At 71.7% G+C, this 23,657-nt stretch carries 20 protein-coding genes; 12 read left to right on the forward strand and 8 right to left on the reverse strand.

What is annotated here, in order from left to right; all coding sequences use genetic code 11:
• Positions 1–68: 68 nt before the first annotated feature.
• A complete protein-coding gene (locus G4D85_RS03085; RefSeq protein ID WP_164007693.1) occupies positions 69–1,562 on the reverse strand; it encodes a glutamate-cysteine ligase family protein in 1,494 nt (497 codons plus the stop codon).
• 129 nt (positions 1,563–1,691) lie between these two features.
• Here G4D85_RS03085 and rlmN point away from each other — a divergent pair, with 129 nt between their 5' ends.
• The 3 genes from rlmN (at position 1,692) to G4D85_RS03100 (ending at position 4,242) form a co-directional block, all read left to right on the forward strand.
• A complete protein-coding gene (gene rlmN / locus G4D85_RS03090; protein ID WP_164009071.1) occupies positions 1,692–2,771 on the forward strand; it encodes a dual-specificity RNA methyltransferase RlmN in 1,080 nt (359 codons plus the stop codon).
• Positions 2,772–2,849: 78 nt separating this feature from the next.
• Positions 2,850–3,716: an aldo/keto reductase gene (locus G4D85_RS03095; protein WP_164007695.1), complete on the forward strand. Its 867-nt coding sequence runs from the start codon at positions 2,850–2,852 to the stop codon at positions 3,714–3,716.
• Between the two features lie 148 nt (positions 3,717–3,864).
• On the forward strand, positions 3,865–4,242 hold the full coding sequence (locus tag G4D85_RS03100) for a hypothetical protein (RefSeq protein WP_164007698.1): 378 nt from the start codon (positions 3,865–3,867) through the stop codon (positions 4,240–4,242).
• 63 nt (positions 4,243–4,305) lie between these two features.
• Here the strand turns inward: G4D85_RS03100 and G4D85_RS03105 are convergent, their stop codons facing one another.
• From G4D85_RS03105 to G4D85_RS03115, 3 genes are all read right to left on the reverse strand, one after another.
• The gene (locus tag G4D85_RS03105) at positions 4,306–5,931 is read right to left on the reverse strand and encodes an adenylate/guanylate cyclase domain-containing protein (protein ID WP_164007700.1); all 1,626 of its coding nucleotides are present in this window, start codon (positions 5,929–5,931) and stop codon (positions 4,306–4,308) included.
• A 32-nt stretch (positions 5,932–5,963) separates the two neighbouring features.
• Positions 5,964–6,818, reverse strand: coding sequence for a metallophosphoesterase family protein (locus G4D85_RS03110; RefSeq protein WP_164007702.1), 855 nt, complete (start codon positions 6,816–6,818; stop codon positions 5,964–5,966).
• A gap of 82 nt (positions 6,819–6,900) precedes the next feature.
• The gene (locus tag G4D85_RS03115) at positions 6,901–7,494 is read right to left on the reverse strand and encodes a hypothetical protein (RefSeq protein WP_164007704.1); all 594 of its coding nucleotides are present in this window, start codon (positions 7,492–7,494) and stop codon (positions 6,901–6,903) included.
• Positions 7,495–8,099: 605 nt separating this feature from the next.
• Here G4D85_RS03115 and G4D85_RS03120 point away from each other — a divergent pair.
• The 4 genes from G4D85_RS03120 to G4D85_RS03135 all read left to right on the forward strand — a co-directional run bounded on the left by G4D85_RS03120 (position 8,100) and on the right by G4D85_RS03135 (position 12,268).
• Positions 8,100–9,320 (forward strand): PEGA domain-containing protein, encoded by a 1,221-nt coding sequence (locus tag G4D85_RS03120; RefSeq protein WP_240359046.1) that lies wholly within the window; start codon positions 8,100–8,102, stop codon positions 9,318–9,320.
• Complete coding sequence (gluQRS, locus tag G4D85_RS03125) at positions 9,317–10,264, forward strand: tRNA glutamyl-Q(34) synthetase GluQRS (RefSeq protein WP_164007706.1); 948 nt, start codon at positions 9,317–9,319, stop codon at positions 10,262–10,264. Before G4D85_RS03120 ends, gluQRS begins: the two co-directional genes overlap by 4 nt.
• A gap of 145 nt (positions 10,265–10,409) precedes the next feature.
• Complete coding sequence (locus tag G4D85_RS03130) at positions 10,410–11,348, forward strand: hypothetical protein (RefSeq protein WP_205525394.1); 939 nt, start codon at positions 10,410–10,412, stop codon at positions 11,346–11,348.
• Between the two features lie 260 nt (positions 11,349–11,608).
• Positions 11,609–12,268, forward strand: a complete 660-nt coding sequence (locus G4D85_RS03135) for an AgmX/PglI C-terminal domain-containing protein (protein WP_164009075.1) — start codon at positions 11,609–11,611, stop codon at positions 12,266–12,268.
• Between the two features lie 29 nt (positions 12,269–12,297).
• On the opposite strand, the gene G4D85_RS03140 is transcribed toward G4D85_RS03135, so the two are convergent.
• Positions 12,298–14,040 (reverse strand): DUF6311 domain-containing protein, encoded by a 1,743-nt coding sequence (locus G4D85_RS03140; protein ID WP_164007707.1) that lies wholly within the window; start codon positions 14,038–14,040, stop codon positions 12,298–12,300.
• Positions 14,041–14,302: 262 nt separating this feature from the next.
• Here G4D85_RS03140 and G4D85_RS03145 point away from each other — a divergent pair, with 262 nt between their 5' ends.
• Positions 14,303–15,139 carry a DUF4081 domain-containing protein gene (locus G4D85_RS03145; protein ID WP_164007709.1) on the forward strand — a complete coding sequence of 279 codons (837 nt, stop codon included), beginning with the start codon at positions 14,303–14,305 and terminating at the stop codon, positions 15,137–15,139.
• 28 nt (positions 15,140–15,167) lie between these two features.
• Positions 15,168–15,791, forward strand: a complete 624-nt coding sequence (locus G4D85_RS03150) for a MiaE family protein (protein ID WP_164007711.1) — start codon at positions 15,168–15,170, stop codon at positions 15,789–15,791.
• A 15-nt stretch (positions 15,792–15,806) separates the two neighbouring features.
• Here G4D85_RS03150 and G4D85_RS03155 read toward each other — a convergent pair whose 3' ends face one another.
• Positions 15,807–17,735, reverse strand: a complete 1,929-nt coding sequence (locus tag G4D85_RS03155) for an SLC13 family permease (RefSeq protein ID WP_164007714.1) — start codon at positions 17,733–17,735, stop codon at positions 15,807–15,809.
• Between the two features lie 253 nt (positions 17,736–17,988).
• On the opposite strand from G4D85_RS03155, the gene G4D85_RS03160 reads away from it, so the two are divergent.
• From G4D85_RS03160 to G4D85_RS03170, 3 genes are all read left to right on the forward strand, one after another.
• A complete protein-coding gene (locus tag G4D85_RS03160; RefSeq protein ID WP_164007715.1) occupies positions 17,989–19,782 on the forward strand; it encodes a phosphoenolpyruvate carboxykinase (GTP) in 1,794 nt (597 codons plus the stop codon).
• Between the two features lie 139 nt (positions 19,783–19,921).
• Positions 19,922–20,743 carry a tetratricopeptide repeat protein gene (locus G4D85_RS03165; protein WP_164007719.1) on the forward strand — a complete coding sequence of 274 codons (822 nt, stop codon included), beginning with the start codon at positions 19,922–19,924 and terminating at the stop codon, positions 20,741–20,743.
• On the forward strand, positions 20,743–22,173 hold the full coding sequence (locus tag G4D85_RS03170; protein WP_164007721.1) for an ABC transporter substrate-binding protein: 1,431 nt from the start codon (positions 20,743–20,745) through the stop codon (positions 22,171–22,173). Before G4D85_RS03165 ends, G4D85_RS03170 begins: the two co-directional genes overlap by 1 nt.
• Here the strand turns inward: G4D85_RS03170 and G4D85_RS03175 are convergent.
• A complete protein-coding gene (locus G4D85_RS03175) occupies positions 22,154–23,344 on the reverse strand; it encodes a pyridoxal phosphate-dependent aminotransferase (protein ID WP_164007722.1) in 1,191 nt (396 codons plus the stop codon). The two genes, G4D85_RS03170 and G4D85_RS03175, sit on opposite strands and share 20 nt — an antisense overlap.
• A complete protein-coding gene (locus G4D85_RS03180; protein WP_164009077.1) occupies positions 23,341–23,619 on the reverse strand; it encodes a hypothetical protein in 279 nt (92 codons plus the stop codon). The genes G4D85_RS03175 and G4D85_RS03180 overlap by 4 nt, the downstream gene beginning before the upstream one ends.
• Positions 23,620–23,657: the final 38 nt, after the last annotated feature.

A 23,657-nucleotide genomic window follows, 5' to 3' on the forward strand; every position in this document is an offset into this window, starting at 1 on the left:
GGCGGCCGGATATTCACCGCGATGCGCGCGTCCTCGCAATCCACCCACCCCGGAAGGAGCGGGGCCGCCTACTCCACGGGCCAGGTGTGCACGGGCGCTCCGGACTCGGAGTGCTGGAGGTAGCGCTCCAGCATCGCCGCCAGTGCGTCCTGGCGGGGCAGGCCCGACCCTTCCAGGAAGGCCAGCACCTGCCGCTGCCAGCGTGCGCCGGTGCGCCGCAGCGCCACGCGCCGCTCGATGATGCCCAGCATGGCGTCCGCGTCGGCCCCGTCCACCCCGGCCTTCACCAGTCCCTCTCGCGCCATCGGCAGCAGCCGGGGCACCAGCTCCATCACCTGCACGGGCCTCGGGCTGGGCGCCGCCTCCCCGGGCCACAGCAGCTCCGCGTCCAGTCCCTGCCGCGCGGCGCGGATGAAGTTGCCGTACGCGTGGACGAAGGGGAGCGCGGGCAGCAGCGCGTCCACACCCTCGGCCAGCGCCAGCGTCAGCCCATACAGGAACGCGCCATTGGCCACCATGTCCACCACGGTGGGCCCCGCGGGCAGGGCGCGCAGCTCGATGCGCAGGTGGCCGGAGTCCTTCGGGTCATAGATGGCGCGGTTCCAGCTCCACACCGTGCTCTGGTGCAGCCGCAGCTCGTCCAGCCCCGGCAGCCCGCCCGCCGCCACGCGCTCCAGCGGGGACTCGCGCCCCAGCACGGGCAGCAGCGGCGGGTGCAGCGCCACCGACTCGGCGAACAGCTCATAGGCGCCCTCGCGCGCCCAGCCATGCCCGAAGGACACGCGCGCGTGGGGCTGGAAGCCGCCCTCTCCCGGCTCGCCCCTGTCGTCCACCGCCTGCCGGAACAGCGCCACCCGCGTCTCGTCCCACAGCTGGCGCCCCAGGAACAGCGGCGAGTTGCCGGACACCGCCAGCACCGGCGCCGTCGCCAACTGCGCCGCGTTGTACAGCCGGGCGAAGTCACCGGGCGCCACGCGCAGGTGGTACTGGAGCGACGTGTTGGCGCCCTCCAGCGTCACGTCGTCCCAGGTGAGCGCCAGCGCCTCCTTCTCACCGTGGATGGACACGTGGAAGGGCGAGGCGCGCCGGCGCCGGATGGCCGCCGACAGCGCGCGGTAGCGGGGCAGCCCCGTCAGCGCGCCGCGCCCCAGGTCCGCCTCGCGCAGCGTGGGGAGGATGCCGATGACGGCCACCCGCGCGCCCTGCGTGGCCGCCGCGCGCCGCACCTCTCCCAGCGTGTCCTCGAACTCCGCGCGCAGCGCGGTGAAGGGCCGGCCCGCCAGCGGCCCCGGGCGCAGGTTGACCTCCAGGTTGAAGCGGTCCAGCTCCAGCGTCACCCGGGGGTCCACCGTCTGCGACAGCACCTGCCGGTTGATGGGCAGCGGAAAGCCCGCCGCGTCCACGAGGTACAGCTCCAGCTCCGCGCCGATGGTGCACGCCCCCACCCCGAAGCCCGGGCGCGCCAGCAGCGTGCGCAGCGCCTCCAGGCTCTCCGTCAGCCGCCGGGAGAAGCGCGCGTAGTCCTCCGGGCGGAACTCCTCCTGTTGGATGGCCAGACCCATATGGGCTCAAGGTGGGCACGGTCGGCTGCTCCTGCACGGGGGCGGAGGGGCCCGCCCGCCCGCCTGCGGACCTCCTGCCCTGGCGGGGGAGATGCACGCCCGCCGGGTGTGTTATCTCCGTCCATGGCCATGCCGTCCGCCACGCCCACCAACCTCTATGACTTGACGCGCCCCGCGCTGGGCGAGCTGCTCTCCGGCTGGGGCTTCGGGCCCTACCACCGGGATTTGCTGTGGACGGCGCTCTATCGGAAGCAGGTGCGCTCGCTGGACGACGTGGAGGGCCTGCGCCCGGACCTCCGGGATGCGCTGCGCGAGCGGACCCGCCTGGGCCACCTCGCCACCCACCACGAGAGCTTCAGCAGCGACGGCTACACCCACAAGCTGCTGCTGCGCCTGGATGACGGCCAGACGATTGAAACGGTCCTCATGCGTTTCAAGGGCCGCGCCACCGTGTGCCTCAGCACGCAGGCGGGCTGCGCCATGGGGTGCGTCTTCTGCGCCACGGGGCAGATGGGACTGTCGCGCCACCTGACGCCCGGCGAAATCGTGGGCCAGGTGATGCACGTCAACCGCATCCTCCGCGAGTCCGGCGAGTCGCTGCGCAACGTCGTCCTCATGGGCATGGGCGAGCCGCTGCACAACTACGAGCACACCATGTCCGCGCTGGACGTGCTGGTGGACGCGCTCGGGCTGGCCATGGGGCCGCGCTTCCTCACGCTGAGCACCGTGGGCGTGGTGCCCGGCATCCGCCGGCTCGCGGACGAGGAGCGCCCCGTGCAGCTCGCCGTCAGCCTCCACGGCGCCACCGACGCGGAGCGCGCCGCCCTCGTCCCCGCGGGCCGCCGCTGGCCCCTGGCCGAGCTGATGGACGCCTGCCGCTACTACAGCGAGAAGCGCAAGCGCCGCATCTTCTTCGAGTGGACGCTCATCTCCGGCCGCAACGACACGCCCGAGCACGCGCACACGCTGGGCCGGCTGCTCCAAGGCATGGACGCGCACGTCAACGTCATCCCGCTCAACCCCACCGTGGGCTACGACGGCGGGCCCAGCCGGCCGGAGTCGGTGCGCGCCTTCCAGGACGTGCTGACCTCCTACGCGGTGCCCAGCACCGTGCGTCAACGTCGGGGCATCGACATCGACGCGGGCTGTGGCCAGCTGAAGGCCGCCGTGGAGCGACCTTCTCGCCGTTCACTTCCTACCAGCCCTTGAGGGTGGGGCGGTAAGCACGAGCGGGTGTCACCCACGTCCGTTAACGTGCGCGACCTTCTCCATCCCGAGGTTCGCGCGATGTCCACCGCACCCATGACACCTCCCGCCGCCGCCGCGGGAACCTTCAAGCTTGGCGACCTCACCGTGAATCGCATGGGCTTCGGCGCCATGCGCATCACCGGCGAGGGCATCTGGGGCGAGCCGAGGAATCCCACCGAGGCGAAGGCGGTGCTGCGCCGCGCTGTGGAGCTGGGCGTGCAGCTCATCGACACCGCGGACTCGTACGGGCCCGACGTCTCCGAGCGGCTCATCGGCGAGACGCTCCACCCGTACCCGGCGGGGGTCGTCATCGCCACCAAGGGCGGTCTGGTCCGCCCCGCCCCCGGTGCCTGGGAGCGCGACTGCCGCCCCGAGCACCTCACCCGCGCACTGGAGGGCAGCCTCAAGCGCCTGCGCGTGGAGCGCATCGACGTGTACCAGCTCCACACGGTGGACCCGCGCGTGCCGCTGGAGGAGTCCGTCGGGACGCTCGCGCGCCTGCGGGAGCAGGGGAAGATCCGCCATGTCGCGCTGTCCAACGTCACGGTGGCGCAGCTGCGCGCGGCGCGGCGCATCGTCCCCATCGTCTCGGTGCAGAACCGCTACAACCTCACGGACCGGAGCAGCGACGACGTGCTGGCCGAGTGCGAGCGCGAGGGCCTGGGCTTCATGCCCTACTTCCCGCTGGCGGCCAACGCGCTGACGGGGAGCGCCAGCCCGCTGGTCCAGGCAGCGAAGCGCCATGGCGTCGCGCCGGGGCAGCTCGCGCTTGCATGGCTGCTGCACCGCTCGCCCGTCATGCTACCGATTCCTGGCACCTCCTCCGTCAAACACCTGGAGGAGAACGTCGCCGCGGCGGCGATGAAGCTCTCCGCGGACGAGCTGCGCGCGCTGGAGCGTGGGTGACGTAGCGAAGTGCGGGGCCCTCCCCACACCACCCACGTGTGTGCGTCCTGTCGATGACGGACACCGCTGGTGAAACCCGAGGGGGGCCCTTGCACGCGACATGGGCGTGGGCACATTCTTTCCATCGGCTTCCCCGGGGAGGTGGGCGATGCTTTCCATCCAGGAGCACGCAACGCTGGACGAGGCGAGCAGCGACTTGCTCGACTTCATCCTCGAGCCGTTCAACTGGCTCTCGGTGGCACAGACGGACCCGGCCGCGTGGCCCGGGCAGAACACGGTGTACCAGCGCCGCGTGGGCCCGCTGCGCATCTGTGCCTCGGTGGACGTGGGCGCCACGCTGGACGTCTACCTGCACGTCGCCTTCCGCGCGCCGGGCCTCACGCCCGTGAAGGCCGCGGACCACCTGGAGGGCTTCCTCAAGCAGCGCCTGCCGCTGACGCCCAACTCCGAGTGGCAGGTGGAAGTCGACGAGCGCCGGTGGATTCACTTCTCCCGGCGCTACGCGGCCCCGCACCTCAAGGCTTGAGCCGCGCCAGCGCTCAAGCCGTCATCTCAAGTCCTGAGCCGCGTCAGCGCCCAGGCCGTCATCTCACGGCTTGAGCGGTGTCAGCTGGTAGTGGCGCAGCGGCTGCGCCACGTTCTTCACCGGCGTCTCCGTCAACGGACCGAAGCGCAGGCCCTGGACGAAGGGCTCGCGCGAGCCGCCCAGCACCTCGCGCACGCTCGCCATCACCAACGTCTCGCGGAAGCCCGCCAGCGACTGCAGGCGCGCCGTCTGGTTCATTCCGCTGGAGAAGGCCGTGTACTGCCGGTTGGGGCCGAAGAGGCCGCAGTTGGCGTTGGCCAGGTTGACGCCCACCGCCACGCCCAGCCCGGGCAGCTTCACCTTCTGACACAGCGCCGCGACTTCCTCCCGCGCGCCCAGTGACGCGGTGAAGTCCTGGATGCCGCACGCGGCACGCACCGCGGCCTGCGCGCGCTCCAGCCGGCTGGACTTGAAGAAGGGCGGGCCGAAGAGGCCGATGACGCAGTCACCCACCATCTTGTCGAAGACGCCGCCGTGCTCCCAGATGCAGCCCACGGCGCGCTCGCTCCACTCGTCCACGAAGCGGCCGATGTTGCGCGGGCTGTCGAAGCCATGCTCGCAGATGCGGGTGAAGCCGTTGATGTCCGCGAAGAGGATGCCGACTTCCTGGTCCTGCGCACGCAGGAACTGGGCGTAGTTCGGGTCCTGCAAGAGCGCGTCGATGACGGAGGTGGGGAAGAACTGCGACAGGTGGATGCGCTCGCGGTTGTAGTCCAGCAGGCGCTGGCTGAGCGTGGAGGCCAGCACCCGGATGAGGTCCATGGCGTAGGCGGAGAAGCCCTCGTCGCTCCAGACGACGATTTTCCCCAGCGGCTCGCTGGTGGCCGCGCCGGAGATGAGCACCGCCTCGGTGGTTCGGCCGGCGAACAGCTGCCGCAGCGCGGAGTCCTCGCCCACGAGCAGGCGCGGGCCGTGCTGGCGGATGGCCTTCTCCAGCACGGGGCTGGGCTGCTCCCCGCTCTCGAACTCCAGGTGCCCGTTGCGGTAGGTGCGGTAGTGCAGCACCTGGGGCCGCACGGCGTCCCGGTACAGCAGGAGGAAGCCCGGCAGCCGCACGCGCTGCGCCAGCGTCAGCACCGCCTGGTCCATGCCCGCCTCGAAGACGGGGTTGGCCAGGTGGGCGTTGCACTGGAGGATGAGCTGGTGCTTCTCCGACGCGGTGTGCACGAGGCACAGCACGGTGTCGAGCTGCTCGGCGACGGTGTCCAGCACCCGCAGCGCGCGCGCGGTGGCCTCGGGGGAGGAGAGGTCGCCAGGGAAGAGCAGGCCGAAGGTGCCCACGCGCGAGCCGGCCACGTCCAGCGCCTGGGTGACGAGCGTGTTCTCCTCCACGCGCCGCGCGCCGGAGGGCCCCTCCAGGAGCGAGCCGGGGAAGCGGTCTCCCCAGTCGCCCTCGCTCCAGGTCTGCTCCACCAGCTCCTCGTCGCGCGTCGTTATCGCCACGGCGCGGGCGCCGGTGAGCCGGAGCACCTGCGGGAAGCAGCGGCGGAAGGACTGGGTGAGGTTCTCCCGCTCGCGGAGACTCTCCTCCAGGAGGTCATCCACGGCGCGCTGGAGGGCCCGGAGGAACTTGTACTCCTCCAGGGTGAAGTCGCTGGGCGACGGCTGCGGGTGCGGCGCGTTCGGCATGGAACGGTTTCTACCGCCGCTGGCCCGTGCTGTCACAATGAGGGCGTGTGGAGACTGCCGCCCACCACCTGCCCGTGGGCCACCTCGATGACCCAGTAGCCCTCGTGGCCGGCCTCGGTGGAGGAGCCGGCGCCGAAGAGGTGGGGCCGGTCAGCGGTGGCCGGGTGGTGGTAGCGCTCGTGGATGTGGCCATGGAGGACGGCGAAGCGCGGGCCGGGCAGCAGGCGCAGCAGGGCGTCCGCGTCCCGCAGGCCGTGGTTCCACCGGTCCGGCCGGCCCTGGCGGTTGCGGGGCGCGTGGTGGACGACGACGAGCACCGCCCGGCCGTCCAGGCGAGCGTCTTTCAGCAGGGCCGCCAGGCCTTCGAGCTGGGCCTCGCCAATGTCGCCGTAGGGGAAGGCGGGCGTGGGGGCCACCCGGGTGGACAGCAGGCCCACGACGGCGGCCTCGTCGCCCACGAGCCGGACGAAGGGGTAGGCGCCCTCGCGCCGGTACTCGGGCAGGTCGCTCTCCAGCAATTGGCCGAAGTGGCGCGCGAAGCGGCCGCTGCGGATGCTGCCCGGGGTGAAGACGTCATGGTTGCCGGGGACGACGGTGCAGCGGCGCGGGTCCTCCGCCAGCGGGCCCAGGGCCTTCCGGGCCCCCGCGAACTCGCCCTCGAGGGCGTAGGCGGTGAGGTCTCCGGAGAGGATGAAGTGGTCCGCCCCGTGGGCCTCGGCGTCGCGGACGATGGCGGAGAGGACCTGGGGGGCGCGGGTGTACCGCTTCGCGCGGCCGCCCAGGGTGAGCTCGACGAGGGCCAGCCAGCGCCGCCAGCCGAGCCGGTGCAGGGGGAGCGCGAAGTAGTCCTCGGTGATGTGGACGTCGGAGCAGTGAACGAAGCGCATCGGGTATCCGCCTGGGCAACGGCCGACCGGGGGCCGGCATTCTCCACGGATGCCCGGCGGGGGGAAGCGATTCGCGAGGCGCTCACCGCGCCGCGCCCGCCCCTGCATCGGGAATCGGCAATGGAGTCGTGGTGCCCGCGTCACCAGGGGCGGAGAGCGTCCCACGGACCCGCAGGCTCGCGGCGCGGCCTTCACGAGGGTGGAAGGTGAACTCCACCTCGATGCAAGCCACCTCCGGCCCGTTGAGGCCCTCCGTGAAGAGGGGAATCCGGACGTCCTTTCCGTACCAGTAACCGGGCTTGAGCATCAGGAGGTCCTCGTCTCGGGGCGGGCGCGCCAGGACATCCATCTCCAGGAAGGAGAGCTTCCGGCCCGTCCCGCACTCCACGACGGACTCCGTCGTCAGGACGACGCTCTCGATGAGCCGCGTGTCCAGAAGGAGGCTGCCCTCCTCGGCGGTCACCAGGAGACGGCCGGAGAGTGACTGCCCGTCGAAGCGGATGTCCTGAAGCTCCACCTGCGTCCGCGCGGGAGTCGCGGCACCTCCGTCTGGGAGCCCGGAAGCGCCCATCCCTCCGGCCCCGATGCCCCCGGCGACTTCCTGCCTCGGTCGAGGAGCCCCCGTACAGGCCGGCATCATGAGGAGCGAGGCTGCCGTGATGATTGTCAGGCTCATTCGCATGGGAGGTATCCATTGTCTCCGGGCACTCCGAGCCCCTGGTGGTGACGCCATCCGCAGGAGTGCGCGAGTTCGTGAACCATGGCCCCGGCGCGGCAAGCTCGCGATGCCGGCTGCTCGCACCAGTTGACCTCCTTCGATGGGTGGTCGCAGGAGACCGGCACGTCAGAGAAGCGGACGACATATCCCAGGGGCGTGATTCCCTCGGCCTCACTCGCTTCCCTGCAGCGCTTCTGGATTTCCGCGCTCCCGCAGTTGACCTTGACTCCCGCGCACTGCATCTCCACGCACGTCCTGAGGCAGCTATCGGTAATCACTCCCGCCGCAGCCTGACACTCCTCCACCGTGGGCAGCTCGCGGCAGGAGCCCTGCATCGCGGTCCCCGGATGAGCGCATCCGCTCCCGGTCATGAGCCCCACCATCAGGATGGCGCCAGGAGAGCACCGGACGCGAGCAGGGCCTGGAGAGTCCACTTCTCGCATACGAGGAGACGCTGGCATGAACACCCAGCGTAGCATCGCCTCACCAAGGAGCGACCCGACCCACGTCGTACCGCCGCATTCCGCCAGGGCCCACCCGGTCGGGTATTCTCTTCATCGACGATGATTCGCACCGCGCTCCTGCTCGCCCTCCTCCTGGGTGCCCTCCCCGCCTCCGCGAAGCCGGGCACCTCCGTGAAGGTGGCGGTACTCCCGTTCCAGGCCCTCTCCGCCGACGTGCCCGCGCGCGCCGGCCCCCGCGTCACCGCGCGCCTCGTCTCGGAGGTCCATGCCACCCGGGGCCTCGCCCTCGCCGAGCCGCCCCGCGCCACCGAAGAGTCCCCTCCCTCTCCCCTGGCCACCGCACGCGCCGCGGTGAAGGAGGCCACCACCGCCCGCGAGGCTCGGGACTTCGCCCGCGCCGACGCCGCGCTGGGCCGCGCGCTGGACGCCTACGCCGCCAGCGCCGTCGACCTCACGGACGCCTCCGAGCTCGCGGACGCCCACGCCCTGCACGCCGCCGTCCGCTACGCCACCGGCCGTGACGAGGACGCCGCCGCCAGCCTCGCCCATGCCTTCGCCATGGCTCCCGGGCGTCCCCTCCCGCTGGCCGCGACGTCACCCCTCTTCGCGAAGACGGTGGAGCGCGTGCGCGCCTCGCACGACTCCCGCCCGCGCGGCGGCGTGCGCTTCGACTCCGTGCCGTATGGACTTCCGGTGACGCTCGACGGCCAGCCCGTGGGCACCGCGCCCGTGCGCGTGACGGAGGTGCCTCCCGGTGTGCACCTGTGGCGCTCGGTGCTGCCCTCGGGAGAAGCGGTGGGCGGCGTGGTGGAGGTGGTCTCCGACCGCCAGGCCGTGGTGACGGTGCGCCCCGCCGGCACGGGCCCTGACGCCACGCTCGCGCGGGCCCTCGCGAGCAATCGACTGGACGCCGCCGCGGTGGACGCGGCCTCCGCGCTGGGCCGCACGGCGGGCGCGGACCTCGTGGTGTTCGGCACCGTGGCGCGCGAGGGTGCGGGCCTCGCGCTCGACGCCTTCGTCCTCGCTCCCGGAGACAAGGCCCCGCGCCGCCTGCCGCGCCTCACGGTGGATGCGGAGCTGCTGGACGCGGGCACTCCGCTGCGCACCTGCGTGGCCGCCCTGGCCGCGCGCGGCGTCGAGGCCGGCGTCACCGAGTCCCTGCCCGTGACGCCCGCCCCGGATGAAGCCTTCGCGCCCCCGCCCGCGCAGGTGGCGTATCCGGCGAGCACCGGGCGCACCCCGAGCGCGGACAAGCCCGCCGGGCCCGTCCCGGACCGCAAGCCCCTGGCCCCCATCCGCAAGCCGCTGGTCCGCCCGTGAGTCCCTTCCGAGGCCGCTTCGCGCCCAGTCCCACCGGGCGCATGCACCTGGGCAACATCCGCAGCGCGCTGCTCGGGTGGCTCCAGGCGCGCGCCGCCGGAGGCCAGTTCCTGCTGCGCATCGAGGACCTGGACCGCGCGCGCTGCAAGCCCCAGCACGTGGACGACCTGCTGCGCGACTTGGAGTGGCTCGGCCTCGGCTGGGACGAGCCGCCTCTCTTCCAGAGCCAGCGCGACGACGTCTACCGCGAGGCGCTCGCGAAGCTGGAGCGCGAGGGGCTCGTCTACCCGTGCTTCTGCACGCGCGGCGAGATTGCCCGCGCCGCCAGCGCGCCGCACGGCCTGTCCGAGGAAGGCCCTCGCTACCCCGGCACCTGCGCGCACCTCACCGCTTCGCAAGCCGCCGAGCGAGCCCGCACCCGAGCCCCCGCGTACCGCTTCCGCGCACGCCCCGGCGAGGTGCGCTTCGTGGACGAGCTGCTGGGCCCCTACTCGCAGGACGTGGACGCGGTGGTGGGTGACTTCGTGGTGCGCCGCAATGACGGCGTGGCCAGCTACCAGCTCGCGGTGGTGGTGGACGACGCGGCCAGCGGCATCACCCACGTGCTGCGCGGCGATGACCTGCTCTCCTCCACGCCCCGGCAGCTCCAGCTCTACGCGGCGCTCGGCCTGCCCGCGCCGGCCTTCCTCCACGTCCCGCTGGTGCTCGGCGAGGACGGAAAGCGGCTGGCCAAGCGCGAGGGCGCCTTCGCCCTGGCCGAGCTGCGCGAGCGCGACATTGCGCCCGAGCGTGTGCTCGGCCTGCTCGCCGCCTGGAGTGGCCTGGGAGAGGGCGGGCCGGTGACACTCCAGGAACTGGTGCGGGGTTTCCGTCCCGAGGCATTGCCTCAGTCACCGGTGGTGGCTCGCGAGGCGGTGCTCATGGAGGCACTCGGCCTGAGGTGAGCCACCTCGCCACTCGCTCCTCCGGGAAGGCCTCCAGGCGGAAGGGAATCGTCCTCACCCGGGCTCATGCCCATCTTTGTCTTGGACCTGAGCGGCCATGTCACCCTCATCTGGCGCGCTCCCCTGGGGCAAGTGAGGCCACACCATGGCAGCCATCGTGGAGAACGAGAGACCCGGCGTCGTTCCAGCCGTCGCGGGTATACCCTTCAAGCTGAGCTGGAGCTCCATCCTGGGAGGTGCCTTCGTCGCTCTGGGCATCTGGATCCTCCTGTACTCGCTGGGTCTCGCGCTCGGGCTGTCCTCGGTGGACCCGGGTGACCCAGGCAGCGCCCGCTCGGCGGGCATCGGCACCGGCATCTGGAGCCTCATCGCGCCGCTCATCGCCCTCTTCGTCGGTGGCTACGTCGCCTCGCGCACCGCGGGAGTGGTGGACAAGATGGGGGGCGCACTGCACGGCGTCGTGCTGTGGGGCCTGACGACGCTCGCGGGCACCCTCCTCATGGGCATGGCCATCTCCTCACTGATGGGCGCGGTGTTCAGCGTCGGCAAGACGGCGGTGGGCGCGGCGGGCACGGCCGTGTCGAGCGCCGCCTCTCAGGGTGGCGATGTCGCACAGACCTTCGGCCTGGACGCCAACGACGCGCTCGCGCCCATCAACCAGCGGCTGGCCCAGGAGGGCAAGCCGGCCATCACCGCCAACCAGCTCCAGGCGGCCACGGGCGATGTCCTCAACACCGCCATCCGCACCGGCAAGCTCGACCGCGAGGTGCTCGTCAGCTCCATCGCGGAGAACACGAAGCTGTCCCGGCAGGACTCGGAGGAGATCGCCACTCGCGTCGAGCAGCAGTTCAACCAGACGAAGGGGCAGGTGCAGCAGCAGGTGGGCCAGGTGGGCCAGCAGGTCCAGCAAGGCGCGCTCAAGGCCGCGGACACCACCGGTCGCGTCTTCTGGGGCATCTTCGGCGCGCTGCTGTTCGGCCTCGTCTCCGCGGTGCTCGGCTCCACGCTGGGCGTGAGCAAGCGCCAGCGCCTGTACGCCGAAGGGGCCATCACCCCGGGCTCCCGCCGCGAGGTGTATCCGTAGGCGCGTGAGTCCGCGCGCCAGCGGAGCCCGGACCTCTCGAGGGTTTCACCGTGCGGTTCGGGCAGACCCAGACAACAGCGGGCCCGCCGACGGCCTCCAGCAGCGTGCTGTTCGGAAATGTCGGGACATTTCGCGGCGCAAAACCCCCGACATTTCCGAACAGCACGCCCTCGGCCCCGCCCCCAGGCCGCCGGAGGAAGGACCGGCCGAGCGGATGACGCCCCCACTTCACCGCTTGGAGGCATAGGCTTCACGTGTCGATGCCGAACCGCTCCATCATCCGCTGGGTCCTCATCCCCGGGCTGAGCCTGGGCGTGCTCGTCTTGAGCGCGGCCCTCTCCTTCTGGCTCACGCGGCCCGTGCTCCCGGAACCGTCCCGGGACATGCCCGAGCCCGCCACCCTGGCGCCGGAGTCCCTCCCCGCCGAGCCACCGTCCCGTCCCGCCGACCCGTCCCTGCCCCCCATCGACCCGCCAGCCGCCGTCCCACCGCCGCCCTTCCCGTCACCCCGGAGCCAGCTCCCGGTAGCACCGGAGACCGCGCCGGCCGGCACGCGACGCGTGGTGGAAGTCGAGCCGGTCATCGAGTCCGCCACCGGGCGCATCGACTCCCAGGACGTCCGCGTCGCCCTCCGCGCCGTGACGCCCCTCGTGCAGCAATGCTTCGAGGACGCGGCACAGCGCAACCGGGGGCCGCAGACGGTGCGGCTGCGCTTCACCGTGGAGCCCGGCGGTGAGCGGGGCGAGGCGGGCCAGCTGACCGGGGGCGAGCTGCTGGAGAGCACCATTCCGGACCCGATGGTGCAGGCGTGTGTGCTGGACTCGCTGCTGGACGCCCGGTTCCCGGCCCCGCCGGGTGGGGGGAAGGCCACGGTCGTCTACCCCTTCGAGTTCCGCGCGCCGGAGAACGCGGGCCCGTAGCCCGTCAGAAGCCCGCCGCCGCGGAGGCGCTACCCACCGGAAGGCACCGCGTCGAGGACGCACATCCAGAGCCCCTCTTCCTGGGTGCAGCGGGTGCCGGGAATGGCGCGGAACTGCCCCAGCCGCTGGGGGATGGAGAGGTAGACAATCTCCGGGTCCAACCGGCCCGCCTGGACATCGGCATCCAGCCCCAGGCAGTAGGCCTGCGCGCGGGAGTCGTCCAGCCGCGCCACATAGCCGCTGTTGAACGTCAGCCCGAGGAGGTACGCGCGGTACGCCCAGCGGTGGAAGTCCGTGGGGCCGGCGCGGCAGCCCCGGCCCGAGCCGTCATGGGACTGCGGCGGATACAGCACCAGGTGCTTGCGCCCCCTGGCGGCCTCGCGGAGCGCGTCGGAGGGCCGCGGGTGCCACCGCCCGCCCTCGTGGGCCTGCCGCCCGCCGCCCAGGTCGACGTCGAGCACCTGCAGCGTCAGGGCCAGCGCCAGCAGCACGGGCGCGGAGGCCGGCTTCGGGAGGCGAAGGAGCGCGAGGGAGGAGCCCAGCAGGACGAGGTAGTAGAGCGGCCACACGAAGCGGCCCGAGGCGCGGAAGGCCTCCACCCACCGCAGGCCGGGCCGGTAGAGCGCCGAGACATCGGCGACCTGCTCCCCCATCCAGGTGATGCGCCAGGAGAGCGCGAAGAACGCCAGCCCCAGGGCCACCACGGCGACGGGGCCCCACCGCCGCCACAGCCGCCGCACGTCTCGCGCCCTCAGGCCCGCCAGGACGAGCGCGGCCCCGAGGGCGAAGAGCCCGCCCACGCCCAGGTAGCCGAAGCCCTCGTACTGTCCGCTCGCCCTGCGCAGGTTGGGAAGGAAGCGAGACCAGTTGATGTCGCGGTACCCGAACGGGTTGAGGAAGGTCGCCAGGTCCGCGGAGAAGTCGCCGAAGCCGACGGCGCCCAGGGGCCCGGTCATCCCGAAGTAGCCGAAGCCCGCGAGGAGCCCGGCCACGGCGGCGACGTCCACCCCCGCGGCGAGCGCCGGCCAACGCCAGCCCCATTGCCCCTCCAGCGCGGTGCGCACGCAGAGCGACACCGCGAGCGCCAGCACCATGGCGGCGAGCACGGGGTGGATGCCCGCCGCGAGCACGCAGAGCAGCAGCCCGAGGCCCAGGGCCCGCTTCGCGTCTCGCGCGTCCCGCTGGGGGAGGAGGTGGAGCCCCACCAGGAGCACGATGAGCCAGTGGGCGCTGAGGGCGTCGTGCGACATGCTCATCCGGGCGAGGAGCGCGGGCGACAGCACGAGCAGCGCGCCGATGAGCCACTGGAGCGGCACCCGCGCGCCCATCCCCCGCGCCACCCACGCCCCCACCGCGCCCTGGAGTCCGAGGCACAGGGCCATCCAGGGCCCGATGTACTGGAAGTCCACCGGCAACAGCGCTGAGAACGGCCGGAGCAGCAACCCCACCCAGGGCAGCGAGTCCGTGTACCCGAGCGTCGTCCCCAGCGGATGGACGTACCCGGGAATGGCGCCCAGCGGCAGCCCGGGTGGCGAGTTGCGGAAGAAGAGCCACCCCAGCAGGTGCTGGCTGAAGTCGTCGCGCATGAGCCAGCCGAGCCGGGTCGGGTCCAGCGCCGCCGGCCCATACATGGCGAGGAACGTGAGGACCCCCACCAGCGCCGCGCCCAGGGGCCCCGTCTGCGCCACGGCGAAGCGCGCGGCGGAGGCCAGGACGCGCCGCGCCCCACCACGCGAGCTGGGGGCTGGGGGGACGGGGCTCACGTCGGACATGGGCAGCGCGCTAAGCACGGAGGTTTCAGAGCCGTCAAGGAATCGAAGCAGGGCGCCCCGCCGGAGGCGCCCTCCGCCACGACTCCACCCGTGCAACAATGTTCCGAGGATGTGGGACAGCGGAACGCCTGGGCGCCCGGTGTCCGGCCCCGGCGGATGGGGGGAAGGCAACGCTCGTCGCCCCCCGGGGAGTTCCGCGTACTGGGGGAGGCTGGCCGGTAGGGCCGGGTTTTGCGTAAGGTCCCCGAAGCCCCCCATCTTCATGCCCGTCACCGTCGAACAGCTTGGTTCCCAGGACGCGGATTCCCTGCGTGCATTGCTGTCGAAGGACCCGGTCCACAACCTCTACCTGCTGGGGTTGCTGGAGGAGTTCGGCATTGCCCCGCGCGGGCGGGTGCCCTTCGCCTTCTATGGGCGCTTCGACAACGCGGTGCTCACCGCCGCCGTCTTCGTCGGGGGTGAGGGGGGCCTGGTGGTGCCCAGCGCGAGCGACGCCTCGGCCACCAGCGTGATTGCCGACGCGCTGGCCTCGTCGATGAAGCTGCGGGGCACGGTGGGGGACAAGTCCGCGGTGGACGCGCTGGTGCGCAGCCTGTGCCAGGGCAAGCCGCGCCTGTCTCGCACGCAGCGGCTGTTCAGCGTGTCGGCGGACGACCTGGGCCCCTTCACCAACCCGCTGCTGCGGCTGGCGCGTGAGGAGGACATCCCCCGGCTGCTGCCGCTGGCGCAGGGCTTCGTGCGCGAGGCCCTGGAGAGAGACCCGCTGGCGGAGGACCCCCAGGGTTACGAGGCCCGCGTCGTCCAGCGCGTGCGCCAGCGCCGCACGTACGTGCTGGAGGAGGCGGGCGGGCTGGTGTTCAAGGTCGACATCGGCAGCCGCTCCCAGTACGGCGCGGAGCTGGAGGGCCTCTACACGCTGCCGGCCGAGCGGAAGAAGGGGAATGCCACCCTGTGTCTCGGGCAGATTTCCCGGCACCTGCTGTCCTCGCTGCCCCGGCTGACGATGCGCATCGACGAGCGCGACGAGAGCACCGCGCGCATCGCCCGCAAGGTCGGCTACCTGGCCGGCCGCACGCAGCGACTCGTCCTGGTCGACTAGCGGGGCCTGCCGTACAGTCCGCGCGTCCATGAGCCGTCCCACGCCTTCCCGCCGTCCCCTCTCTGGAGAGGGCCCCGTCATCCTCCACGTCGCCACGGACCCGGGCTGGCTGCCGCTGGCGCTGGAGCGCTTCGACGAGGTGCTGGTGGACCACGCCCACTGCGAGAAGAAGGCCGCGGCCAACGCGCTGTCGCTGCTCCAGATGTACCCGGACCTGCCGGGGCTGCCCGCGCAGATGGCGCGGCTGGCGCGCGAGGAGAGCGCACACCTGGCGAAGGTGCTGGAATTGATGGACGCGCGCGGCCTGACGCTGACGAAGGACTCGGGAGACCCGTACGCGCAGGGCCTGCAGAAGCTGGTGCGCACGCCGTCCGCCGAGCGCCGCGTGGACCGGCTGCTGGTGGCGGCCGTCATCGAGGCCCGCTCGTGCGAGCGCCTGTCGCTGCTCGCGGAGGGGCTGACGGACCCGGCGCTCGCCCGCTTCTACGGAGAGCTGGCCCAGTCCGAGGACGGGCACCAGTCCCTCTTCTTCCGGCTGGCCGTCACCGCCGCCAACGGCGACGAGGCCGGCGTGCGCGAGCGGCTGGAGTGGATGCTCGAGCGCGAGGCCCAGGTCATCTCCGACGTGGGCCTGCGCGCCGCCATCCACTGAAGCCGCGGCGGAACCTCAAGGCGACAGGCCGCCCGTGGGAGCCAGGCCCGCCGAGGACACGCCCCCCGGCGACAGGCCGCCCGGAGCCTCGGCCGCCGGAGCCACGGCGCTCACCGGACTCCCCTGCGCGGGCGCCGGGTGGCTCGCCTCCGTGAAGGGCCACGCCCAGGGCACGGCCACCATCAGCGCGGCCACGAGCAGCGCGGTGAGCGGCGTGCCCAGTCGGAAGAAGTCCGTGAAGCGGTAGTGCCCGGGGCCGTAGACGAGCACGCAGCTGGGCTCCAGCGGGGTGATGAACGAGCAGCTCGCCGCCAGCGTCACGCCCATGGCGAAGGACCTCGGGTCCACGCCCAGCTGCTGCGCGGCGTTGATGGCCACCGGCAGCACCACCAGGGCGGCGGCCTGGTTGCTCATGGGCGCCGACAGGAGGATGGTCAGCACCATCAGCAGTCCCAGCACCGTGCGGGGGCCGCCATACGCGCCCAGCTCCGCCACCGCGTTGCCGATGTACTTCCCCGCGCCGCTCTCCTCCATGGCCAGGCCCAGCGCCATCATGGAGCCGATGAGCAACACCACCCGCCAGTCCACCCGGAAGGCGAGGCGCGCGTCCACGCACCCGGTGGCAATCATCGCCAGCATGCCGGTGAGCCCCGCCACCGACAGCGGCACCAACCCCAGCGACCCCGCCCCCAGCGCGCCCAGGAAGAGCACCACCGCCAGCAGCGCCTTGCCGTAGCGCGGCGGCTGGTACTCGTGGCCGGTGAGCACCACCAGGTTGGCGCCCCCCGCCAGCTCCGACACCTTCTCCTTCGGGCCGCGCAGCAGCAGCACGTCGCCCACCGACAGCGGCAGCAGGGACAGCGAGCGCTCGCCGAAGATGCGCCCCAACAGCTGCAGCTTGGTGACGCGCTGAATCGCCGGCTTGCGGTGCAGCGCCAGCGCCACCAGGCCGTAGCGCTCCAGGAACAGCGTCTCCTTCAGGCTGCGCCCCACCAGCTGGCTGCCCTGGGGCACGCTGGCTTCAATCAAGATGCTGTCCTTGTCGGCCAGCTCGGTGTCCGACAGCCTCACGTCCGGGCGGATTTCAATGCCTCGCAGGTCCTTCACCCGGAGGATGTCCTCCCGGTTGCCCTCGACGATGAAGCGCTCGTCGCCCCGCAGCCGGTGGCCGGGCACCGCCTCCAGCGTCTGCCCTTCGCGGATGATGCCGATGACGCGCAGCCCCAGCCCCTCGGTGATGTCCGCCAGCTCCCTGCCCACGTAGCGCGAGTCCGCCGGCAGCACCGCCTCGGTGATGTAGTCGCGCAGCGTCCAGTCCTCGATGCTCCCCTGCCCCTCGCGCGCGGGCAGGAGCAGCGGCGCCAGCAGCACCACCACGACGATGCCGATGATGGCCAGCGGGAAGCCCACCGGCGCCAGCTCCGTCACGCCGATGCCCGACATCCCCATGCGCTGCAGCGCCGCGGACACCACCAGGTTGGTGGACGTGCCGTAGAGGAAGACCATCCCGCCCAGCATCGACGCGTACGCCAGCGGCAGCAGCACCTTGCTCTTGGGCACCTTCGCCCGGTGCGCCGCGCCAATGGCCACCGGCAGGAAGGCCGCCGTCGTCACCGTGTTGGAGATGATGGACGAGAAGGCCGCCACCGCCACCATCATCGCCATGACGAACGTCTGGTGGCCGAAGCGGGCGAAGAAGGCCAGCCGCTGCCCCACCAGCTGCACCACCCCCGTGGAGGCCAGCCCCTGCGTCATGGCCAGCAGCGTGAAGATGAAGATGACGGTGTCGTTGCTGAACCCCTCGAACGCCTGCGTGGGCGTGAGCACGCCCGTCAACGCCAGCAGGCACACCACCACCAGCGAGCTCACCTCGATGGGGATGGTGTCGAGCGAGAACAGCACCAGCGCGACGACGACGATGCCGAGGACGATGGCGATGGTCATGAGCCCGCTCCCATCCTGCGTTCTCCCACCGTGTGGGGTGAGCCCCTGGCGCACTGCGCCGTCAACTACTGGATGCCCGGTCGCTGATAAGAGGAATTAGCGGAGCCCTGGCTGGTGAGCCGGTTGACTGCCGGACGCCAGTTGCATTCCCGCCCTCCTTCCAGAAGGTTTGTCGTCTCTCCCGTTGGTAGGTTCCGCCCTCTTGGGACCGCACGCGGGAATCCCTATTTCGAGACGACACGAGGATACTTCGATGGCTTCGACGCAAGTGGCGGCGGTGGGCGACAAGGCCCCCACGAAGAACCCCACGCTGCTGGCCTGGGTGGCGAAGATGGCCCAGCTGACGCAGCCGGATAACATCGTCTGGTGCGACGGCTCCGAGGAGGAGAAGAAGCGCCTGACGGACCAGGCGGTGAAGGAGGGCATCCTCATCCCCCTGAACCAGCAGAAGCGGCCCGGCTGCTACCTGCACCGCTCCAACCCCAATGACGTGGCGCGCGTCGAGCACCTCACGTTCATCTGTACGCCCAACAAGACGGACGCCGGCCCCACCAACAACTGGATGGACCCGGACGAGGCGTACACCAAGCTGAGCCAGCACTTCGACGGCAGCATGAAGGGCCGCACCATGTACGTGGTGCCCTACGCCATGGGCCCCATCGGCAGCCCCTTCACCAAGATTGGCGTCGAGCTGACCGACAGCGTCTACGTCGTGCTGAACATGCGGATCATGGCCCGCATGGGCAAGCAGGCGCTGGACATGCTGGGCGACAGCGACGACTTCAACCGCGGCCTGCACAGCACCGGCGACGTGAATCCGGACCGCCGCTACATCTGCCACTTCCCCCAGGACAACACCATCTGGAGCTTCGGCTCGGGATATGGCGGCAACGTGCTGCTCGGGAAGAAATGCCTCGCGCTGCGCATCGGCAGCTACCTGGGCCGCGAGGAGGGCTGGCTCGCCGAGCACATGCTCATCCTCGGCGTCACCAGCCCCAAGGGTGAGACGACCTACGTCGCCGCCGCCTTCCCGTCCGCCTGCGGCAAGACGAACTTCGCGATGATGATTCCTCCGGCCGAGTACAAGGGCTGGAAGATTGAGACGGTCGGCGACGACATCGCCTGGATGCGCCCCGGCCCGGATGGCCGCCTCTACGCCATCAACCCCGAGGCCGGCTACTTCGGCGTCGTCCCCGGCACCAACTACAAGACCAACCCCAACGCGATGGAGACCATCGCCAGGGACACCCTCTTCACCAACGTGGCGATGACGGCCGACGGTGACGTGTGGTGGGAGGGCAAGGACGGCGAGGTGCCGGACGAGCTCACCGACTGGCAGGGCCGGCCCTGGAAGAAGGGCAGCACGGAGAAGGCGGCGCACCCGAACAGCCGCTTCACCGCGCCCATGTCCAACAACCCGGTGCTCAGCTCCAAGGCCAATGACCCGATGGGCGTGCCCATCTCCGCCCTCATCTTCGGCGGCCGCCGCTCCAACACCGTCCCGCTCGTCCTCCAGGCCTTCAACTGGACGCACGGCGTGTTCCTCGGCGCCACCATGGGCAGTGAGACCACCGCCGCCGCCACCGGCAAGGTCGGCGTCGTGCGCAGAGACCCCATGGCCATGCTGCCCTTCTGCGGCTACCACATGGGCGACTACCTCCAGCACTGGCTGGACATGCAGAAGTCCATCCCCCAGCTGCCGAAAATCTTCCAGGTCAACTGGTTCCGCCAGGACAAGAACGGCAAGTTCATCTGGCCGGGCTTCGGGGACAACATGCGCGTCCTCGAGTGGATCGTGAACCGCGTCCACGGCCGCGTCCCCACGAAGGAGACGCTGCTGGGCTGGGTGCCGCGCTCCGACGAGGGCCTCAACCTCAAGGGCCTGGACCTCGCCCCCGAGGCCGTCCTCGAGGCCACCTCCATCAAGGAAGACGAGTGGAAGGCCGAGCTCAAGAGCCAGGAGGTCTTCTTCGAGCAGCTGGGCACCAAGGCCCCCGAGGCCCTCATGCTCCAGCGCAAGCTCCTCATCTCCCGCCTGGAGACGTAGGCGCCCGCCTGTAGCGCCTTGAAGCCCTCCGGGGCCGCTTCCCGCCTGGCAGCCAGGCGCGGGGCGGCCCCGGTGCTTTTCACGGGAAGTGAAGTCGCCGACTTCGCCGGGCGGGCGGCTCCGGGCTAGGCTTGGGGCCATGAGATTGGCTTGTGTGTTGACGGCGGCCCTGGTGCTCGCGCCCCCCGTGGCGCTCGCCCAGCGCGGGGCCAGGAATACGACGTCCCTCATCCGCGAGGGCGAGCGGCTGTACCAGGCCGGGAAGTACAAGGAGGCGGCGGAGGCGCTGAAGAAGGCGCACGAGGCGTCGCCCAACCCGAAGCTCATCTACAACATCGCCGTCGCCCTGGAGAACGCGGGCGAGCTGCGCGAGGCGCTCTCCTTCTATCAGCAGTACGTCGGCAACACGGAGGGCACGGACCCCACGCTGCTCAAGCGCAGCGCGCGCGGCATCGACCGGCTCCAGGTCCTCCTCAAGAAGGAGGAGCAGGCCCAGGCCAGCGCGGACGTCGAGCGCCAGAAGCTCCAGGCCGAGGCGGACGCGGCACGCCGCCAGGCGGAGGAGGAGCAGCTGGCGGCCCGGCGCGCCGAGGAGGAGAACCGGCGCCAGCAGGAGGCCGAGTACGCGCGCGCGCTGAAGTCCTACAAGCGCCAGCGCATCGCCGCCTTCGCCGTGGGCGGCGTGGCGGTGGCCGGCGTGGGCGCCGGGGTGCTCTTCGGCATGCAGGCGCGCGACGCGCGCGAGCAGTTCGACGCCGCCACCCGGCTCGAGGACAAGCAGGCCCGCGCGGACGACACGAAGAGCAAGGCGCTGCTCGCGGACATCGGCTTCGGCGTGGGCCTGGCCGGGGCGATTACCGCCATCATCCTCTACCCGAAGGAGGGGCCGCCCGTGGAGGGTGAGGTACGGGTGACGCTGGCCCCTCGCGGCGTCGGCGCCGGAATGGAGGTCAGCTTCTGATGCGCGCACTGAACCTGATGACGTGCTGCACCCTGCTCCTGGCCGGCTGCAGCTTCACCACCGCGGGCGGCCTCACCGAGTGTGAGTCCAGCGCGGACTGCGACACCGGCCAGGTGTGCGACACCAGCGCCGGCTTCTGCCTGCCCCAGCCCGTGGGCTGTGGCGACGTGTTCGACCCCACCAAGAACCCCAACGCCATTCCCATTGGCGCGGCGCTGCCCTTGACGACCTCCGAGGGCCCGGATGAGTCGGAGGAGCAGGCGCTCAACTCCATCAAGCTGGCCATCGAAGAGGTCAACCAGCGCGAGGGCATCAACGGCCGGCCCTTCCTCCTCTACATCTGCGACACCGGCTCCGACGCCGCGCGGGCCCGCGAGCAGGCCGAGTGGCTGGTGAACGAGAAGGACGTGCCGGTGGTCTTCACCTCCGGCAGTGCGCAGACGATTGCCGCCTCCAGCGTCACCATCGCCGCCGGCGCGCTGATGATGACGCACACCTCGACGAGCCCGGACATCGCCACGCTGCCCGACAAGACGCAGGGCACCGCGGGCCTGGTGTGGCGCACGGCGCCCTCGGACACGCTGCAGGGCCGCATCATCGGCGACCTGCTCCAGGGCGACATCGCCGTGGCGGGCGGCGCGACGCCCTTCGCCGGCACGGACAACGTGGTCATCGCCTACGTGGACGACCCGTACGGCCAGGGCCTGTTCGGCGTGACGCTCCGCCGGCTCGTCGAGCCGCGCGTCACCTCCGCGCAGTACAAGCGCAATGGGGACGTGAGTCCGGCGGTGACGGCCATCACCAACAACCAGCCCGACGTCACGGTGATGGTGGGCTTCTCCGAGGACAACGCCAAAATCATCAGCCAGCTCGTGTCCCAGGGCCGGACGGGGCTGAAGTGGTTCTTCACGGACGCCGGCAAGGACCCGGGCCTGTTCACCTCGCTGGGCGCCAACAGCAGCCAGGTCACTGGCGCCTACGGCACCGCCCCGGCCCAGGCCCGCCCCGGGGACGACGTGTACCGCCAGTTCGCCAACCGCTTCGAGGCCGCCTACGGCAAGGACCCGGGCCAGTTCTCCTTCACCGCGCACGCCTATGACGCCATGTACATGGTGGCCCTGGGTGCCGCCTACGCCGCGGGCGCCGACGCCGCCAAGCCCCAGCCCATCACCGGGGCCCGCATCGCCGAGGGCCTGACGCGCATGACGCCCGTCGCGGGTGTCTCCGCTCCCCCCTTCTCCCTGGGCTTCAACGACTTCACCAGCGCCCGGAACGCCATCCGCACGGGCACGGTCATCAACGTGAAGGGCGCCAGCGGCGAGCTGGACTTCGACAACAACACCGGCGAGGCCCCGTCCGAGTACGAGCTGTGGCGCGTGGTGAACGGCGCCTTCGAGACGGTGCAGCTCATCAACCCGCCCGCGGACTGACGGGGCCCTCCCCCAGCACCCGCGCCAGCACCTCCACGGCGGCGGCGAACACCTCGGGCTGTGGCAGCAGCGACAGCACGAGGAAGGCGCCGCCGCCGAAGTCGTAGAAGAAGCCCGGCTGCGCCAGCACGCCCGCGTCCAGCAGGGCAAGGCACGTGGCCTCCTCCCCCGGCTCCCGGGGCAGCCGCAGCACCGCGCTCCACCCGCCGTGCGCGGGCACCACGTCCCACGTGGCGCCCACCGGGCGGGCCGCGACGAGCCGCTGGCGGTTGCCCCTCACGCGCTCCAGCACCGCCGCCTGGAAGCGGGGCACGTGGCCCAGCAGCGCCGGCAGCGCCAGCTGCACGGGCGTGCCCACCGGCAGGTACGTGTCCGCCACCCACTCCAGCCGGGCCAGCGCCTCGTCCCGCAAGGCGGGCGGGCCGCCCACGTGCGTCCAGCCCAGCTTGAGGCCGGGCAGGCCGGCCACCTTGGACAGGCCGGACAGGGCGAAGGTGAGCGCGGGCAGCGCGCGTCCGGCCACCGTGGGCACCCGGCCCGGCTCGGCGTCCCACGCGAAGTCGCTGAACACCTCGTCGGAGACGAGCGCCAGCCCGTGGCGCGCGCACGCGTCCGCCAGGGCGGCCAGCTCGCCCTCGTGCAGGTAGTGGCCGGTGGGGTTGCCGGGATTCACCACCAGCACCGCGCGGGTGCGGGCGTCGCGCGCGGCCTCCACCTCGTCCACGTCCAGGCCGAAGCCGTGCGCGCGGGGCAGGCGGTAGGGCCGCGTCTCCACGCCCTCCAGGCGCGCGAGGTGCTCGAAGAGGGGGTAGCTGGGCGCGGGGACGAGGACGTTGTCCCCCGGCTCGCACAGCAGCTTGAAGAGCCAGCCGTAGGCCTCGCTGGTGCTGGCCGTCAGCACCAGGTGCTCGGGCGAGACGGCCGCGCCCCGTGCCGCCAGGTGCGTGGCCAGGGCCTCACGCGCGGAGAGGAGGCCCGGGGCCTCCGGGGCGTAGCCACAGGCGCCGGGAGGGGCGAGCAGGGCCTCCGCGGGGGCGGGCAGCCCCACGCGCGTGGGGTTGGACTCGGTGACGTCCAACAGCGGGCGCCCGCGGGCGCGGTGCCGGGCGAGCGCCTCGGCCAGCGGGTTGGGCGTGCGGGGGAAGTCGGAGCGCGCGGAGAAGCCGCTCACAGGCCCGTCTGCAGCATGGCACTGGCCACGCGGCGGATGAGCTCCCTGCGCACTTCCTTGCGGCAGTGCTCGATGGCCTTCTCGTGGGGCCTCGGCAGCTCGGGGTCTCTGGCGCGCAGGGCAGTCCGCAGGACGAGCTCGACCTTGGAGGGCTCGATGTGGAACAGCCGAGGCCCCTCCTTCTGGAGGAAGTAGCTGAGCCCCCTCTGGTCGATGAGCTTCTTGAAGAAGCGCCGGACGTCCGCGTGGAACGTGAGGTCGATGATGTCCGCCATTCGCAACGCGTTCTCGCGCGGAAAAAACGGCGCGTCCA

This window comes from Pyxidicoccus trucidator, assembly GCF_010894435.1.
Classification (GTDB): Bacteria; Myxococcota; Myxococcia; order Myxococcales; family Myxococcaceae; genus Myxococcus; species Myxococcus trucidator.